Genomic DNA, 16,462 nt, shown 5'->3' with positions numbered 1-16,462 from the left:
GGTTTCTCTCCGCTCTTCCGTGTTGTGGTGGTCGCGAGCCAGCGCGTCAGACCGGCTTGAGCGAGCCCTTCTTGCCGCCCGGCAGCTCGATGCTGGTGCAGGTGCCGCCCTGGACGAATTTCCAGGCATTGCCCTGGAAGTCGGCGGTCGAGGTGCCCTGGCAGGTCGTGCCCGGTCCGGCGGCGCAATCGTTCTGGCCCTTTAGCGCGACGCCGAAGCATTTTTCCTTTTTGGCCGCGACGGCCGCGTCGCCCTCGGCCTTGGTCAGCGGAGCGGCAGTGGCCACAGTCGCCAGTGCGGTCGACATGGCGCCGGCGAGAACGAGCGTGGTCACGGCAAGTTTGGCAGACATTGAAGTTTCTCCTGTTCGAGATGGCATCGCCTGGCAGGCGAACAGCGCCTTGTTCGGTTCGCCTCGCACCCGGCTCGCGTTACCAATCAAGTAGGTCACGAGTTTGTGAGGCGGTTAGATGGGCGCACGGGCTGTGCGCTTGGATCGGATTAGCGGTGACTGGCCGGTCAATCCAATGCCTAGTCTCTATCGAGACCTTAGCCGGAGAGCATTGGCGGCGGGGCGCGGTGGCTGCCACAGGTAACGAATGCATACGCGCTGCGTAGAGCGGTAACAGGAGGTGGCCAGTCGCCGCTTTGCCGGAGAACGGAAACAGCGATGAATGTTGATCCCGGACGGCATCTGCGCGCGATCGCGAAGCTGACGGTCAGCATTCGGCTCGCCGTCTCGGCGCTGGTCCTGACCGCGATCCTTTTGACCGCCGCCCTCTCCAGCCTGTTGTGGTGGCGCACGGCGGAGGCGGCGAGCCGGCAGCTCGCATCGACCATCAACGAACAGATCGTGGCCGCTGTCCGCAAGGAGGTCGCCGCGATCGTGGACGAGGCGCGTGCCGCCCACACCGCGATCCGCACCCTGTTCCTGCAGAACGTGCTCGACACCCGCGACGCCGACAAGCGCGAATTCGTGTTCTTGTCGCAACTACAATCGCAGGCGACGATCTCCTGGGTCGCCTTTGGCTGGCCCGACGGCTCCTTCTTCGCCGCGCACAAGCTCGGCGACCGCCGCCTCGAAATGATGGAGATCTCGCTGACTGATCATGCCGGCCAGCGCCGCATCGACGAATACGAGGTGGTGCCCGGCGACATCGAATTCGCCAATCGCCGTTTCGAGCCGACCGATTTTCGGGTCGCCGATCGCGCCTGGTTCAAGACCGGGCTGGCGGCCGGGGAGCCGGAGTGGTTCAAGGTCATGGACCATCCGACCGGCGAGCGGCCGTCGATTGCCTTTGCCGGTCCGATCGACGTCTACCAGGAGCGGCAGGGCGTCCTCGCCATCGTCATCGAGTACACAAGGCTCGCGCGCTTCCTGTCGCAGCTCGAGGTCGGCCGCACCGGAACGGCTTTCATTATTGACGGCAGCGGCGAGCTGATCGCGGCACCTGACAAGGATGCCGACGAGCTGCACGCCGCGAAGAGCGATACGACGCTGCTACCGCTGGCGCGGATGGCACTCGTGAAGGCGGGCGAAGATGGCCACAAGGAAGCCTGGCGAAGCCGGCTGACATCGGTTGGCGCGGCTTACGAGGTGGCGCTGACGCCGCTGCCGTTTCCTGGCTGGTCGTTGGCGACCGTGATCCCCGAGGCCGAGTTCCTCGGTCCGGTCGAGACGACATTGCGCCGCCTGATCCTCGGCCTTGCCATCGGCGCCGTGCTCGCAGCGCTGGCCTCGGCGATGCTGGCGCGCTCCGTCATCGCCGCACCGCTGTCGCGCGTCGTCGGCGAGCTGCGTCACGTCGAAGCCTTCGCGCTGGAGCAGGTCCGCCGCCATCCGTCGCGGCTGAAGGAGATCGCGAGCCTGTCCGGCGCGATCGCCGAGATGGCGGCCGGCCTGTCGGCATTTCGCAAATTCATCCCGGCCGATCTGGTCCGCTCGCTGTTGCGCCAGGGCGTCGAGGCTAGGCCAGGTGGCAGCATGCAGGAGCTCAGCGTGATGTTCGTCGACATCGCCGGCTTCACCGGGCTGTCCGAGCGGCTGGGCGACCGTGTCGTGCCGCTGTTGTCGCGCTATCTCGACCTCGCCTCCGAGGCCGTCGTCGCCCATGGCGGCACCATCGACAAGTTCATCGGCGACGCCGTCATGGCGTTCTGGGGCGCGCCGCAGCCGCAGGCCGACCACGCGCTGCGCTGCTGCCGCGCGGCGCTCGGCTGTTGCAGGGCCATCGCGGCGTCGGGCCTTGCCGACGATCTCGGCCAGCCGCTCCAGATCCGGATCGGGATCAACTCCGGCCGCATGCTGGTCGGCAATATCGGCTCCGAGCTGCGCCTGAATTATACCGTAATCGGCGATGCCGTGAACGTCGCGAGCCGCCTCGAGGGCGCCAACAAATCCTACGGCACGCAAATCCTCATTGGCGAAGCGACCGAACGTCTCGCACGCGGCGCCATCGTCACGCGCGAGATCGACAGCATCGCCGTGTATGGACGCGAGGAGGGTTTTGCGGTTTACGAATTGGTCGGACTCGCCGGCGAGGACGGCGGCCAGACGCTTGATTGGATCGTCCGCTACGAACAGGGCCTCGCCAACTATCGCGCGCGCCGGTTTGCGGCCGCACTCGCCGATTTCGAAGCCGTGCTGAATATGCGCGGCCCGGATCGCCCGGCTGAACTGATGCGCGACCGCTGCCGGCAGTTGCTTGAGAGCACGCCTGATGTCGCGTGGCGTCCGGTCGCGGCACTGACGACGAAGTAGTCGCCAAAGATTGGCGTGCTGCCGGAAGCGAGCTGGCTACGATCATGTCTGCATGATACGCAACTGACACCCGCCCTCTTGCGCTCCCGGACCACCTCGAGACATGAAAACCACACTGCTGAAATCCGAAGACTACACCCGCTCGCCCTGGAAGAACGGCGGCGGCATCTTCACCGATATCGCGGACGCCCATCGCGCTGGTTCCCCAGTGAAGGATTGGGACAGCCTGCTGTGGCGCTTCGCGGCCACGCCGATCGTGGCGCCCGGGCCGTTCTCCCATATGCTCGGCATCGACCGCTTGCAGATGGTGGTCGGCGGACGCGGGCTGGTGCTGAAATCGCCCACCCAGGAATTCGACGAGCGCGAGCCGTTCACGACGGTGCGTTTCACCGGCGAGCTCGATATCGTCACCGAGCTCGAAGAAGGGCCGGTCGAAGTCGTGAATTTGATGGGTCGGCGCGGTGCGGTCGCGCTTGAGCTCGAAGCGCTCAGGGAGCCCGGTGAGCGGCGATTGTCCGCCGGCACGCATCTAATTTATGCGGCGCGCGGCGACTGCAGCATCCGTCTCGACGGCACGGATTTTACGGTTTCGCACGAAAACACGTTGAAGGTCGAACTGACGGGGGCGTCGATGCTTGCGCTCGTCTCGGGGCTGGCCGTGCTGGGCTCCATCCAGATCGTCGGCTGAACGGCGTTCCCGCCCATCAGGCGATGCGTACAATCCGTGCAACTGGCTAGGTTGACGCCGTCGCGCCGGAGCACAATATCTGCCCTGATGCAGACCGCCGCCCAAAGCACGATGTGGGTGGCCACGATATGAACGGGCAGATATGACCACGCCAGAGAAGAAATCCGCCACGCTGTCCGACGGCGTCGTCGATTGGCTGATCAACGGAACGCGCGACGAGCGCTTCATCGACAATATCTTTGCCGAGATGTGCATCCGGCTTCAGCAGGCCGGCATTCCGCTGGCGCGGTCGACGCTTCACGTGCTGATCCACCATCCGCAATGGCTGGGGGCCCGCTTCATGTGGTCCGACGGCATGCGCGAGGCGGAGATTGCACGGGTCGACCATGACGTCCGCGAGCGGTCCGAGTTCATCGGCAGTCCCGCCAACGAAATGTTCGACGGCGCGACCGAGTTGCGCGAAAATCTCGAGCAGGACCCCGCGCTCGGCCGCAAGCACGCTCTCTACCGCGAGATGCGCGCGCAGGGCCTCACCGACTATGCGGCCTGGCCGCTCTATCACACGCTCGGCAAGCGCCATCTCGTCACCTTCGCGACCAACCGGCCCGGCGGCTTCGACGACGCGCACGTCGCCGCCCTCAAGAACATATTGCCGGTGCTGGCGCTGGTCAGCGAGATTCGCATTAAGAACCGGCTGGCGCGGACGCTGCTCGAGACCTATGTCGGCTCCCACGCCGGCGAGCTCATCCTCGCCGGCGCCACGCGGCGCGGCACCGGCACGACGGTGCGCGCCGCGATCATGATCTGCGATCTGCGCGACTTCACCAAGATTTCCGACAATTGGCCGCGCGACGACGTCATCGATCTGCTCAACGACTATTTCGACGCGATGTCGGAGCCGATCGCGCGACATGGCGGTGAGATCCTGAAATTCATCGGTGACGGCCTGCTCGCCATCTTTCCACTGAGCGAGCCCAAGGCCTGCGCAAACCTGCTGCATGCCGTGACCGAAGCCCGTCAGGCCATGATTGCGTTGAATGCGCGCAACGACGGCACCGGCCGCGCGCCGCTGAACTACGGCATCGGCGTCCATGTCGGCGACGTCATGTACGGCAATATCGGATCGTCCACCCGGCTCGATTTCACCGTGATCGGTCCCGCCGTCAACATGGCCTCGCGACTCGAAGCCTTGACCAAGCAATTGGGAAAGAAGGTGCTGCTGTCACGCGACTTCGCCGAACTGGTCGAGCGAGAGTTCGAGCTGGAGCATGTCGGCAAATATGAGGTGCGCGGCTTCAGCGATCCGATCGAGCTTTTTGCGTTTTGAAGATGACGGACGCCCCCGGGGCTACGCAGCGGGCGAGCTCCGAGTCCTGTTGCCAACGCAGGATTGTGTGACTACGCTCTGGGGCGACGCCGCCCGAGCGTTTCATCCAAGCGTGTCATTCGATCGGCCGCACGTTCATGCCAAAATTCCTCCGAATCGGAATCCATCAGTCGAACGTATCGGGTTACACGTCGAAGGCGTGGTGCGTCCGGCGCGTGGGCACGGCGATCCTCCTGAAATGGGGCGCCGTGGAGGTCCAGGGCGCCGGTGACGGACGAAAGGTCTACTGGACCCGTCTGCCGCAGGAGAAGACCATTCGCTGCGGCAGCGCGCAGCGTGCCCAGGATTACGCCAAGGCCGCGATCGCGCGGCGCCGCAACCATCGCTATGAACCGCTGACCGGCGCCATCGTGCTCCGGCGCCGACCGGCCGCGGGCAACACCGAGCTCAAGCGAGCCCTCGCCACGATCCTGATCGTCGATATCGTCGGCTCCACCGCAAAAGCCGCAAAGCTCGGCGATGTCCGCTGGACCAAAATCATGGGCCATTATTACGCGGCGGTCCGCAAGGAGCTGAAGAGCTCGCGCGGCAAGGAAGTCACGACGACCGGCGACGGCGTGCTGGCGACGTTCAAGACGCCGGCTGCGGGAATCAATTGCGCGGCCGCGATCCAGAAGGCCGTGCGTACGCTCGGCCTCGAGGTCAGGGTCGGCCTGCATGCCGGCGAATACACCGTGAGCGGCACCGAGGCGGTCGGCCTCGCCTTCCATATCGGCACCCGCGTCGCCGCAAAGGCGCGCGCCGGTGAAGTCTTGGTCTCCAGCGCGGTCAAGGAGCTGCTGGCGCCGCAGTCCGAGATCCGCTTCAGGGATCACGGCGTGCATCAGCTCAAGGGCGTCCCGGAGCGCTGGCGGCTGTGGCGGGTGGAGGGCTGAGGCGATTGCGCGTGAGCGCGCGTCAACGCCATCATCTCATCTGGACGACGACCTTGCCCTTGGCCCGCCCCTTTTCGAGATAGGCCAGCGCCTGTTTCGCCTGTTCGAACGGAAATACCTTGTCGATCACCGGTCGGATGCGCTCGGCCTTGAGAAGCTCGCCGATCTCAGCGAGCTGGCTGCCGTCGGGATGCACGAACACGAACGAATATGAGGCGCCGATCTTGCCGGCGTGGCGAATGATCTTGCGGCTCAGCCATCCGAACAGGAACACCATGACGAAGTTCATGCCCCGGCCCCGCGCGAACGCGGCGTCCGGCGGCCCGACCAGCGAAGCAATCCTGCTCCCCCGCTTCAGGATTTGAAGCGATGTCTCGAGCGCATCGCCCCTGAGCGTGCCCAGCACCGCGTCGTAGTCCCGCAGCACCGCTGCGAATTGCTGCGTCTTGTAATCGATCACCTCATCGGCGCCGAGGCTGCGCACCAGATCAATATTGCCGGTGCTGGTCGTCGTCCCCACTTTTGCTCCGAGATATTTCGCGAGCTGGATCGCGAACGTGCCGATCCCGCCGGCGCCCGCGGGGATGAACACCTTCTGGCCGGGCTTGAGGCCTATGCGCTCTCTGAGCGCTTGCCACGATGTCAGACCGACCATCGGAATCGAGGCCGCCTGTACGAAGTCCAGGTTTGGCGGCTTGAGCGCGGCGGCATCCTCCGGCACGATCGCGAATTCGGCGAGAGCGCCGGTGCCGAGATCGAAGATGCTGGCAAAGACGGCGTCGCCCGGCTTGAAGCGGGTCACGCGGCTTCCGACCTCGACGACGACGCCCGCGAGGTCGCTGCCGAGCGTGGCCGGCAGCTGAAACTTGAGGATCGGCTTGAACGTCCCTTTCGGAATCATGTTGTCGATCGGGTTCAAGCCCGCGGCGTGAACCTGGACCAGGATTTCGTTCGGCTTGAGCGTCGGCCGGGGGATGTCGGCCAACGCGATCTGGTCCGGCTTGCCGTAGCGCTTGAAGACGAGTGCTTTCATTTTTCCTCTCGATCCGAAGGTTCTTCGCAACAGCAAGCTTGCGGCCGGTCGCACGCCCTCAGAAAGCCCGCGCGGTGCGGGCGGGCTGCGGCGCCGCCGCCGCGTCGAGCCGCAAATCCTTTCGAAGCCCGGCATCCACCAGGGCTGCGGGCGCAAACCTGCGTAGAAATCGCAGGCGCTTCGCAAGGCTGCCGGCCGCGTATTTGAGTTGCGGGCGCGCCGCGCTCGCGGCCTTCAGCACGGTCTCGGCCACCACGCCGGGCTGCTCGGCCGTCGCCATCACCTCGTTCACTCGCTTGGTCACGCCGGCGCGCGCCTCGCGATATTCCTCGAGCGTGGCGTCGGGCTCCATGAAGTTCGCGTCGAACGGCGTCTTGGTGTAGGCGGGCTCGACCACGGAGACCCGGATGCCCCGCGTGCGCAGTTCATGGTCGAGCGATTCCGAATAGCCCGCCACCGCGTGCTTGGTCGCGGCATAGAGCGCGCCATAGGGCATCGGCAGAAAGCCAAGCACCGAGCCGATGTTGATGATGCGGCCATTGCCCTGGCGGCGCATGTGCGGCACGACGGCGCGCGTCATCCGGATCAGGCCGAAGAAGTTCGTCTCGAAAATCGCGCGCGCCTGCTCCATCGAGCTCTCTTCCGCGCCGGCAGGCGCAACGCCGAAGCCGGCGTTGTTCACCAGCAGTTCGATGCGGCCCTCGCGCCGGATCAACTCGCCGACGGCGGCTTCCACCGATGCATCGCTGGTGACGTCGAGAGCCAGCATCTCGAAGGCTTGCTTGCCCGCCTGCGCGCCCCGCCTGCTGGTGCCGAACACCTTATAGCCGGCATTGGCGAGCCGTTCCGCCGTGGCCTGGCCGATGCCTGAGGAGGCGCCGGTCACCAGCGCGATCTTCGGTGTAATCCTGTTCATAATGCCTCTCCGACGCCACTACAGGGCCTGAAATCGTTTGATTACGATCGTAACTATTGATATACATGACGACCGTAATTATAAAAGTCAAGCCCCGTGCCCGAGGATCAGTCCCATGCGCGTCTCAAAGGAACAGGCCGCCAAAAACCGCGAGCATATTCTCGAGACCGCCTCGCGGCTGCTGCGGGAGCGCGGCATCGCGGGCGTCGGTGTCGACGCGCTCGCCGAGGCGGCCGGGATGACGCACGGCAGCCTTTACAGTCAGTTCGGCTCGAAGGAGCGGCTGGTCGAGGAAGCCGTGGCCCATGCGATCAAGGCCAAAGGGCAGGAATTGCCCGAGGCCTTCGCGCTTGAGGACTATCTTTCGGAATATCTCTCGCCGGGGCATCGCGACGATCCCGCCGCCGGCTGCCCCTTCGCTGCGCTCGCTTGTGAGGTGTCACGTCAAGGCAGCGGCCTGAGGCAGCGCTTCACCGCCGGCGTGCGCGGCACGATCGCCCTGCTGAGCAGCCGGATGGCCACCACGCTGAAGCCGCGTCAGCGCGAGGACAAGGCGCTCGCAGCGGCCGCCTCAATGGTCGGCGCCCTCGTGCTCGCCCGCGCCGTGGACGATCCCAAGCTGTCGGATGATATTCTTCGCGCGACGAGGAAGTCGCTGGAGGGGTGAGGGGGCGCGTCGGCGAGGCGTAAAAGGCCGGAACAAAATTCCGGTGACGACGTTCGATGTCGCGGATAGCCAATGGCAATGGCTGCCGATCTTCGACATCGACACACGTCTCGAACGCGCATGGATGATGACAGCGATCTGGTGCTCGGCATGTTGGCCCTGGCCGTCGCTGCCCTCCTATTGGTGGCGGGCGAGCTCTATCTCGTGACGCGGCCAGAGCCGCCGCAAACTCACGCGCCGGCGCCACCAGTCGTAACATCATCGGCCGAAGTCATTTTTTGTCATGTCGATTTTGGAGCGTAAGCAGGCCAACTCGAAGAGGTGGGCAATGGGAAGCACTGCAACTGTTCCGATGCTGTCGCCTGAGGGCGGATTGACACATTACCTGGCGGAAATTCGCAAGTTTCCGATGCTGCGGCCCGACCAGGAAATCGCCTACGCCAAGCGATGGCGCGAGCACGGCGACCGTGAGGCAGCCTATCATCTGGTCACAAGCCATCTGCGGCTCGTTGCCAGGATTGCGATGGGATATCGCGGCTACGGCCTGCCGGTTGCGGACATCATTTCCGAAGGAAACGTCGGCCTGATGCACGCCGTCAAGCGCTTCGAGCCGGAGCGGGGCTTTCGGCTTGCGACCTACGCGATGTGGTGGATCAAGGCGTCGATCCAGGAATACATCCTGCGGTCCTGGTCGCTGGTCAAGATTGCCAACAGCGGCGCGCAGAAGAAGCTGTTCTTCAAGCTTCGCCGGACCAAGGCGGAAATCTCCGCCCTCGAGGATGGTGATCTCCGCCCCGAGCACGCCAGCCAGATCGCGCGGCGGCTCGGCGTGCAGGAGAACGACGTGATCGAGATGAACCGCCGCCTCGGCGGCGACCTGTCGCTCAATGCTTTGGTGCGCGACGCCGACGGCGGCGAAGTCCAGGACTGGCTCGTCGACCCCGCGTCCAGTCCTGAAGCTGCGTACGCCGAGCAGGAAGAAACCAGACGGAGGCGTGAAGCCCTCGCCGGCGCGCTGGACGTCCTCAAGCCGCGCGAGCGCGACATTCTCGAGGCGCGCTGGCTGTCCGAGCCGCCGCTGAGACTCGAGCAGCTCGCGGCACGGTATGGCGTTTCACGCGAGCGGGTGCGGCAGATCGAAATGCGCGCGTTCGAAAAGGTTCGGGCTGCCATCGGGCGACGCCTGGCAGCCGCCTCTTGAAACCAAATCGCCGCCTCCTAATTCTTTTGGCAACCCCGACCGAAACATCGAGCACAAGCAGGCGGCCTGACGAGTTGATCGTCCAGGCTTTGCAGCGCCGCTGCGTGGCCTTCGCCGCGCGCTGAGCTGCGCCAATCGAGAGAAGAGAGAAGGAGAAACGACAATGGCACTACGCGATCTCATCCCGTGGAACAACGGCTCACGCAACATGGCCGTTCAGCGCGGCGAAGCCGGCAACCCGCTGCTTGCGCTTCATCGCGAGATGAACCGGCTGTTCGACGACGCCTTCCGCAGCTTTGATCTCGGTCCGCTCGGCTCCTCGACCGCAATGGGCTGGCCGAACGTCGAACTCGACGAGAGCGACAAGGAAGTTAAGGTTGTCGCCGAGCTTCCCGGTCTCGAACAGAAGGACGTCATCGTCGAGCTTGCAAACGGCGTGCTGACGATCAGCGGCGAGAAGAAGAGCGAAACGGAAGACAAGGAGCGTCTCTTCAGCGAGCGCTACTATGGCCGTTTCGAGCGGCGCATTCCGGTCGATGACGTCGACCAGGACAAGGTCGCGGCTTCCTTCAACAACGGCGTTCTCACCGTCACCCTGCCGAAGTCACCGGCGGCACAACAGAAGGTGAAGCGCATCGCGATCAACGGCAAGTAAGCATGACGCGGGCGGGAGCCAGCGCTCTCGCCCGCTTTCCGGCCGGCGCGCGCATTCGCGTCCGTCGTCTTGCTGGCAAAATTTTCCGGACCGCTCGGAAACTTCAATTCCGGTCTGGCGTTTTGCGGTCGGTTTCCAAGTTCTGGGAGTCGCACATGAAGAAACTTGCTTTAGTCCTGACGTTGATCTCGGCCCTGTTCGTGGCGGCCGCTTCGCCGGCGGAAGCCCATGGCTGGCGCGGCGGCTGGCACGGCCATTGGGGAGGCCCCGGTATCGGCTTCGGTCTTGTTGCCGGTGCGCTTGCGGCGGGGCTCGCGGCCGACGCCTATTATGGCCCGCGCTACTATGGCCCGCCCTACGGCTACTACGGGCCGCGCGTCGTGCGGCGGGCCTATTATGTGCCTTATGCCTACGCTCCACCGCCCTATTGGGATCCCTGGTGGTGACGAGACAAGGCCCGGACGATGGTCCGGGCCTTTTGCGTGAGGACAATCCACTGGATGCGCGTTCGCGGCGCGCCTATTTGCGGTTTGCTCCCGTGGAGCCGGAACCCGGCATGGCCTGCTGGCCGCCCTGAGTTTGCCTTGTATCGTTGTCGCCTGGCCGCGTCGTCGACGATTTGGCCGGCGCGTTCGCGCCGCCGCCGTTGTTGTCCGATGACGTGTTGAGGCTGGAGGCTCCCGCTCCCGTCGCGCCGCCGGTGCTGGAGGAGTCGATGCTCGACCCGGTCCTGGACGCACCCGTGCCGCCTTGCGCGAATGCGGCAGGGGGAAGTGCGAGAGCCGCAACGAGCCCTGCGAGAACCAGCTTTTTCATGTCCGCTCCTTTGCTTGACGTCGTCACATGCCGTGCCGGGGCAAAGATTTGGGGATGCACCTGTTCCTGCGCGGGAGCGGAAATGCCGCACCAGCGACGATCAAGTCACCCCGGACTCATCGCGCCCGGGGCGATCCGTTGCTGCGCTTCCGGCGTCAGCTCGTAGCGGTCGCCGGCTTTCACCAGCCAGCCCGCCTCGATCATGCGTCGCGTCATGCCCGCGCTGCACAGCGGATGGCTGCCGCCGGGATGAAACAGCGCGCCCTCGCGTTCGATCAGGTAGCCGTAGAGCCGCGCCTGTCGAAGCGGGTTTTGCATCCCTGGTGTGGGCGCCTCCATGGTCTCTCGCGCAGTCCTCCATCAGGCGGCCCCGGCCTGTGGCCCGGGGGCGGGGCTTCGAGCCGCCATTGCCGGAATCGCAAGGACCCGGCGCGGCCCAATACGCAATGGCCCAAAGCCGTTCCTATCGGCCGTTGTTAATTCCGGATTGGTGCCGGAAAAGGCGAAGCGTCTAGGCCGACCAACGATCCTGCTCTTCCTGGTGGGCATGCTCGTTCAGCCGTTCGGCGAGCTGATCCGCGATCTTGTCCGACTCGGCCGAGGCGACCGGCTCGCCCTTGTGAGTCCTGAGCTTGTCCTTGTCGGCTTCGATGGGAAAATCGTCGGGCTTCAGTCCGGGATCCCTGGTCATGGCGCGCCTCATTGTTTCTCGCATCCCGGAAAACACGGATGCAGGCTGTTCGTTGCTGGAACAATGAAGCTGCGATCGAAAGCCACAGCCTGGCTCAAGCGCCGCGCGCGCCCCGCGCTTTGCTCAGGCCCCGCCGACGGCCCGGATCACGGTCCCGCTGCCTCCGCACGTCGCGCAGGGCGCGCCGTCGATCCGCCCCTTGCCATGGCAATCGGGGCACACATCTTCGCCCGTGCCCGTCGTTCCCGGTGCGGCTTCATCGCCGGGGTTGAGCGCTGCCGGACCCGTCGGCGATGTCCCGGTCGATGTCCCGGTCTTGGCGCCTTGCGCGTCGGTGTTGGTCATCTGCAGCTCCCTCGAAAAGACCGCAACGCGCCTTGCCGCAGGAAGTGCCAATCGAGGTTGCACTCGCCGAGACGGCCCCACTTGCGGGACGGCGGAATTGATCACAACCAGAGCTTGCGCGACCGCTGGAAAACCAGCAGTATGCATGTCGGCTCATGGTCGATCTCAAGTTGAACGATGCCGCCGCATCACGGCGTCATCGTCCCGGGATCGGCCCGACACATCCGCGCTTCATCCAGGAAACCTCATGACCCGCATCGACGCAGTCGACTGCCACGCGACCATTGCCGTCATCGGCGCGGGCCCGGCGGGCCTGTCGACCGCATGGTTCCTGTCGAAGAACGGGTTTCACAACGTCACGGTGCTGGAGAAGCTCGGCCAGATCGGCGGGCTCTGCAAGAGCCTCACCGTCGACGGCATGAGCTATGACCTCGGTGCCAACTACGTCACCTGGGCCTACCAGGAGACGCTGGAGATCGCGGCAGAGGTCGGCGCGACCACCTATGCCGAGGAGCCCTACACCTCGATCGACATCGCGCCTGATGGCAACAGCTTCACCTACCGATCGCTCAGGGACGCCGTGCTCTACGACCCCTACACCAAATCCACGATCTCGTTGTGGACCTTCCTCTGGGCGGCGGTTCGATATCTCTATATCCGCTGGCAGCTCAGCGGCGTCATCGACGCGCCGGACTATCTCGACAAGATCCACGAGCGCCCCGAGCTCTGCGTCGACTTCAAGTCCTGGCTTGCAAAACAGGATCTGATGCCGCTGGCAACGCTGTTCCAGTTTCCGATCACGATCATGGGCTACGGCCAGCTCGACGACATCGCGACGCCCTACGCGCTGCGCTACATGTCGGTTCGGACGTTCTTTCCGATGGTGTTCGGGCTCGGCCCGGTCAACTGGATCATCGGGAGCTGGCCGCGGCGCTTCACCGACGGCTTTCAGCGGCTGTGGGAGCGGGTGTCGTGGCGCCTCAACGTCCGGCTCAACGTCAACATTACCAAAATCGAGCGCTCGGCGGCCGGCGTCCGGATCGACATGGAATATCCCGAGCAGGATCTGAACGAGCTCAAGATCGTCAAGGACAGCAAGCTCTATGATTATCTGGTGCTCGCCTGTCCGTTGACAAAGGACGTGTTCACGCAGCTCGGCCTTGCTCCGAATGCCGCGGAGCAGAAAGTGAATCACGAGATCAAGTTCAATCCGTACTGCATGACGACGTTCTGGATCGACATGACGATGGATGCGCCGGTCGCGCCGGTGCTGCCGCTCACCGAGCAGGGCACGCCGTGGGCGGTCGCGCGGCAGTTCCAGGACAGCGGCAACATGTTCACGCAGTTCTACACGCGCCCGAGGGACAAGCAGACCGGCGAAGAGGTCATCGGGGAGGTCAAGCGCCTGACCAAGCTTCTCGGCGGCACCATCGACACCAGCCAGCCGCGCTGGCACACCTTCGACGAGTTCACCTACTTCCAGCACTTCACGCCGGACCAGATCAAGACCGGCATCTACGCCGACCTTGCCCGCATGCAGGGCGCCGACCGGACGTTCTATGTCGGCGGCGCCACCGACTTCGAACTGGTCGAGCCGATCGTGGTGCATTCGAAGTACATCGTCGAGAAGCACTTCGCCGGCGGGGTCCGCGCGAATTAGCGCGGCGGGGAGGCCATCACCGCACGCCCGTGCCCTTGCAGCGCTGGCACTTCACCACCTTGTCGCCCTTCTTGAGCAGGCCTTTGCCTTCGCAGTTCTTGCATTTCTGCTTCTTCTTGATGTTCGGGCCTTTTTCACTGGTCATGGATGGCTCCTGCCGCGGGAGAGCGGTCTTGTGCGGTCGTTCAGCGGATCAGCTGAGTGGTGCCAATAATCCCTACACTGATGCCGGCTTCGGCACCACCAGCACCGGGACGCTGCCGTCCACCAGGACCTCGGATGTCTGGCTGCCCAAAAACAGCTTCCTGAGGCCGCGTCGTCCATGAGAGGCCATGACGATCAGGTCGTATCCCCCGAGCTTGGCTGTTTCAATGATCGCAGTCGCCGGGTGCGCATTCGGAACGTGCAAGAATTCTGCAGGCGCGCCGATCTGCTCCGACATCGCGCGCGCTTGATCGAGCACCTTGCCCGCGCGGACCTTGCAGGCCGCGTCAAAGCTATCGATCTCGTCCTGCGTCGGAATCCATCCCGAGTCGTGTCCGCCCCCATAGTCGATCGGCAGTGCTTCCGTCACAGTGATGATCGTCAGCCTGGCGTTCAAGGCCTTCGCCAGGGCAATGCCATGCTCAACAACCTTCGTCGCGACGTCCGATCCGTCCGTGCTCAAGAGAATGTTGGCGTACATGCGGTGGCTCCCTTGCTCGTCGAACAAAGTGATGCCTGGGTAATATGGGCCGGTATGCCGCGGGGGTCTATGTGCGTTTTCGGCGATGGTCTCGCCGTCACAGCTTCAAAAAGGCAGCCGCGCACGAGGTGAGCACGTCTCGTCGTGGTGCGTAGATTCTCATTCGCGTCTGCAATAAAGGATTACGGTGACAGTGCACTTAATTCAAAGTCTTCGTAGCCCAAAAGGGGGCGGGCTCACTGAGTGCACAATCACCATATCGATGCCGCAGGGATAGCAGGCGGCGAGATTGGTATGCCATCCGGCTCGGCCGCCGAAGCTGCATGTGTGGGCCGAGAGCATGTCGCTGCAATGGACAACAGGCCGGGATTTCGTGAGAGCAGCACGGTCGCCCTCCAGCTCCTATTTTGCGCCCGAGAAAGCATCCGCTGCGTAGACGACCTTACCGCCCACGACCGTCAGCAGAGACGATGCGGCGCCAATTTGCTCGACGGGGACGGACATGAAATCCCGGTCGAGAATCGCGAAGTCGGCGAGCTTGCCGGTCTCCAGCGTGCCGCGCCGCGTCTCGTCGAAGCAGAACCACGCGCTTCCCACGGTGTAGAGGCGCAAGGCCTCTTCGCGGCTGGGTGTTTCGTCCGGGCCGCGCGTCGAGAGTCCGCCGACGGTCTTGCCGTCGAGCATCCATTGCAGCGCCACGAACGGATTGTAGGATGCGACCCGATGCGCATCCGTGCCGGCCCCGACATGGACCCCCATGCGCAACGCCGTGACGATGGGCGGCATGCTGCGCGCGGCTTCGCCCACCTGCGCCACGATACGGTCGCCTCCGAGATACATCGCGTCCTGCATGGTCCAGCCGACGCCAAGGGCTTTCATGCGCGCCAGCGTCTCGGGCGAGGTGTTGTCGAGATGGGCGATGGACCAGCGCAACGGCGCGAGCGGCGTCTCCTTGTTGACCTCGTCATAGAGGTCCAGGAGGTGATGGACGGATTTGTCCTCCTGCCAGTGGATGGTGACGGTCAGCCCTTGTTTGGCCGCCCAGCGAATGATCTCGCGGAACTTGTCCTTGGCGGCCGCGTCGGGCGCATTGTTGTTGTACATGGCGCCGGTGATCCGCTCGCCTAGTCCGTTGAACCGCAGCATGTCGTCGCCGAATCCCATCGGCAGGAACGGCGTCAGAGACTTGTACTCCTCGAATTCCGCCCCGACATTCTGGGCGAACAGGCTGTAGGCAACCCGAACCGACAGCGATTTGTCACGCCAGAGCTTTTGCAGGGCGGCGTAATGGCTGGGATAGATGCTGAAGCCGCCGGGATCCACGATCCCGGTCACGCCAAGACGATTGAGCTCCGTGAAGAACTGCCGGGTCCCCGCGACATTCTCGTCGAAATTCGGCCTCGGCAGCCGATCGAACAGCGCGGAGATGCTGACAATGGAGCCGTTGAGCCAGCCCGTGGCGTCGCCCGACGCGGCAGTGATACCGGCCGGCAGCTGATCCGCGGAGATCCCGAGGGCTTGTTGCGCTTTGGGCGTCATCAGCACCGCCGAATAGAAAAGCTGGATGTAGCCCGGATTGTCGGGAACGGCCGACATCACTTCGGCGAGCGTTGGCCGCCGCTTCTCCGCAAATTGCAATTCGCTCCAGCCACCGGCCACGATGATCCAGGACGCCGGGCGTGCCTTTGCCGCCTGGCGCAAGCGTTCCATGGCCTCGGGGATAGTCTTTGCGCCGATCCAGTTGACCTCGGTCGCGTAGGTGAGGCCGGCGCGCACGGCGTGAATATGGGAATCGATCAATCCCGGAATGAGTGTGCGTCCACCCGCGTCGACACGGCGCGTCGCGGGCCCGATCAGGCCTTCCATGGCATCGTTGCCGCCAATCGCGATGATCCTGCCGTCGCGGACCGCGAGAGCCTGCGCGATCGTCGATGCGGGATCCAGGGTCACGAGCTTTGCATTCGTGACAACGAGGTCGGCCTTTTGTGCGTAAGCCAAACCGGCCCAGCACGAGATCACCAAAATCGCCAGAAGCTTTCGCATCATCAGTCCTGAAATGAGAGAGGCCGGAGCGGCGCCACA

The 16,462-nt window shown here is 64.3% G+C and carries 20 protein-coding genes; 10 read left to right on the top strand and 10 right to left on the bottom strand.

The window, feature by feature from the left end; genetic code table 11:
• Positions 1-46: 46 nt before the first annotated feature.
• Positions 47-352 carry a BufA1 family periplasmic bufferin-type metallophore gene (locus AC0L3C_RS11570; RefSeq protein WP_473408046.1) on the bottom strand — a complete coding sequence of 102 codons (306 nt, stop codon included), beginning with the start codon at positions 350-352 and terminating at the stop codon, positions 47-49.
• Between the two features lie 318 nt (positions 353-670).
• Between AC0L3C_RS11570 and AC0L3C_RS11565 the strand changes: the two genes are divergently transcribed.
• From AC0L3C_RS11565 to AC0L3C_RS11550, 4 genes are all read left to right on the top strand, one after another.
• On the top strand, positions 671-2,761 hold the full coding sequence (locus tag AC0L3C_RS11565; protein WP_473282185.1) for an adenylate/guanylate cyclase domain-containing protein: 2,091 nt from the start codon (positions 671-673) through the stop codon (positions 2,759-2,761).
• A gap of 103 nt (positions 2,762-2,864) precedes the next feature.
• Positions 2,865-3,449, top strand: a complete 585-nt coding sequence (locus AC0L3C_RS11560; protein ID WP_473282188.1) for a HutD/Ves family protein — start codon at positions 2,865-2,867, stop codon at positions 3,447-3,449.
• Between the two features lie 142 nt (positions 3,450-3,591).
• On the top strand, positions 3,592-4,776 hold the full coding sequence (locus tag AC0L3C_RS11555) for an adenylate/guanylate cyclase domain-containing protein (protein ID WP_473263326.1): 1,185 nt from the start codon (positions 3,592-3,594) through the stop codon (positions 4,774-4,776).
• Positions 4,777-4,913: 137 nt separating this feature from the next.
• Positions 4,914-5,711: an adenylate/guanylate cyclase domain-containing protein gene (locus tag AC0L3C_RS11550; protein ID WP_473263324.1), complete on the top strand. Its 798-nt coding sequence runs from the start codon at positions 4,914-4,916 to the stop codon at positions 5,709-5,711.
• 31 nt (positions 5,712-5,742) lie between these two features.
• On the opposite strand, the gene AC0L3C_RS11545 is transcribed toward AC0L3C_RS11550, so the two are convergent.
• Both AC0L3C_RS11545 and AC0L3C_RS11540 read right to left on the bottom strand, forming a co-directional pair.
• Positions 5,743-6,744, bottom strand: coding sequence for an NADP-dependent oxidoreductase (locus tag AC0L3C_RS11545; RefSeq protein ID WP_473408045.1), 1,002 nt, complete (start codon positions 6,742-6,744; stop codon positions 5,743-5,745).
• Between the two features lie 58 nt (positions 6,745-6,802).
• On the bottom strand, positions 6,803-7,660 hold the full coding sequence (locus AC0L3C_RS11540) for an oxidoreductase (RefSeq protein WP_473408044.1): 858 nt from the start codon (positions 7,658-7,660) through the stop codon (positions 6,803-6,805).
• A 115-nt stretch (positions 7,661-7,775) separates the two neighbouring features.
• Here AC0L3C_RS11540 and AC0L3C_RS11535 point away from each other — a divergent pair, with 115 nt between their 5' ends.
• The 5 genes from AC0L3C_RS11535 (at position 7,776) to AC0L3C_RS11515 (ending at position 10,629) form a co-directional block, all read left to right on the top strand.
• Positions 7,776-8,327: a TetR/AcrR family transcriptional regulator gene (locus AC0L3C_RS11535; protein ID WP_473263321.1), complete on the top strand. Its 552-nt coding sequence runs from the start codon at positions 7,776-7,778 to the stop codon at positions 8,325-8,327.
• Between the two features lie 120 nt (positions 8,328-8,447).
• Positions 8,448-8,630: a hypothetical protein gene (locus AC0L3C_RS11530; RefSeq protein WP_473408043.1), complete on the top strand. Its 183-nt coding sequence runs from the start codon at positions 8,448-8,450 to the stop codon at positions 8,628-8,630.
• A 25-nt stretch (positions 8,631-8,655) separates the two neighbouring features.
• Positions 8,656-9,528, top strand: a complete 873-nt coding sequence (gene rpoH, locus AC0L3C_RS11525; RefSeq protein WP_473408042.1) for an RNA polymerase sigma factor RpoH — start codon at positions 8,656-8,658, stop codon at positions 9,526-9,528.
• 163 nt (positions 9,529-9,691) lie between these two features.
• Positions 9,692-10,183: an Hsp20/alpha crystallin family protein gene (locus tag AC0L3C_RS11520; RefSeq protein ID WP_473408041.1), complete on the top strand. Its 492-nt coding sequence runs from the start codon at positions 9,692-9,694 to the stop codon at positions 10,181-10,183.
• A gap of 155 nt (positions 10,184-10,338) precedes the next feature.
• The gene (locus AC0L3C_RS11515; RefSeq protein ID WP_473263317.1) at positions 10,339-10,629 is read left to right on the top strand and encodes a hypothetical protein; all 291 of its coding nucleotides are present in this window, start codon (positions 10,339-10,341) and stop codon (positions 10,627-10,629) included.
• Between the two features lie 73 nt (positions 10,630-10,702).
• On the opposite strand, the gene AC0L3C_RS11510 is transcribed toward AC0L3C_RS11515, so the two are convergent.
• The 4 genes from AC0L3C_RS11510 to AC0L3C_RS11495 all read right to left on the bottom strand — a co-directional run bounded on the left by AC0L3C_RS11510 (position 10,703) and on the right by AC0L3C_RS11495 (position 12,035).
• Positions 10,703-10,999: a hypothetical protein gene (locus AC0L3C_RS11510; RefSeq protein WP_473282205.1), complete on the bottom strand. Its 297-nt coding sequence runs from the start codon at positions 10,997-10,999 to the stop codon at positions 10,703-10,705.
• Between the two features lie 105 nt (positions 11,000-11,104).
• Entirely contained in the window at positions 11,105-11,317 is a 213-nt protein-coding gene (locus AC0L3C_RS11505) for a hypothetical protein (RefSeq protein ID WP_473282207.1), read from the bottom strand.
• A 193-nt stretch (positions 11,318-11,510) separates the two neighbouring features.
• A complete protein-coding gene (locus AC0L3C_RS11500) occupies positions 11,511-11,690 on the bottom strand; it encodes a hypothetical protein (RefSeq protein ID WP_473282209.1) in 180 nt (59 codons plus the stop codon).
• A 123-nt stretch (positions 11,691-11,813) separates the two neighbouring features.
• Positions 11,814-12,035 carry a hypothetical protein gene (locus AC0L3C_RS11495; RefSeq protein WP_473408040.1) on the bottom strand — a complete coding sequence of 74 codons (222 nt, stop codon included), beginning with the start codon at positions 12,033-12,035 and terminating at the stop codon, positions 11,814-11,816.
• A 247-nt stretch (positions 12,036-12,282) separates the two neighbouring features.
• Here AC0L3C_RS11495 and AC0L3C_RS11490 point away from each other — a divergent pair, with 247 nt between their 5' ends.
• Complete coding sequence (locus AC0L3C_RS11490; RefSeq protein ID WP_473408039.1) at positions 12,283-13,695, top strand: FAD-dependent oxidoreductase; 1,413 nt, start codon at positions 12,283-12,285, stop codon at positions 13,693-13,695.
• 16 nt (positions 13,696-13,711) lie between these two features.
• Here the strand turns inward: AC0L3C_RS11490 and AC0L3C_RS11485 are convergent, their stop codons facing one another.
• The 3 genes from AC0L3C_RS11485 to AC0L3C_RS11475 form a co-directional block, all read right to left on the bottom strand.
• Positions 13,712-13,840: a hypothetical protein gene (locus AC0L3C_RS11485; protein WP_007600646.1), complete on the bottom strand. Its 129-nt coding sequence runs from the start codon at positions 13,838-13,840 to the stop codon at positions 13,712-13,714.
• Between the two features lie 72 nt (positions 13,841-13,912).
• The gene (locus AC0L3C_RS11480; protein ID WP_473408038.1) at positions 13,913-14,380 is read right to left on the bottom strand and encodes a universal stress protein; all 468 of its coding nucleotides are present in this window, start codon (positions 14,378-14,380) and stop codon (positions 13,913-13,915) included.
• Between the two features lie 402 nt (positions 14,381-14,782).
• The gene (locus tag AC0L3C_RS11475) at positions 14,783-16,423 is read right to left on the bottom strand and encodes an amidohydrolase (RefSeq protein ID WP_473408037.1); all 1,641 of its coding nucleotides are present in this window, start codon (positions 16,421-16,423) and stop codon (positions 14,783-14,785) included.
• Between the last annotated feature and the right edge of the window lie 39 nt (positions 16,424-16,462).

Source organism: Bradyrhizobium sp. WSM4872, assembly GCF_055811715.1.
This window is presented reverse-complemented; position numbering and strand designations above follow the sequence as displayed.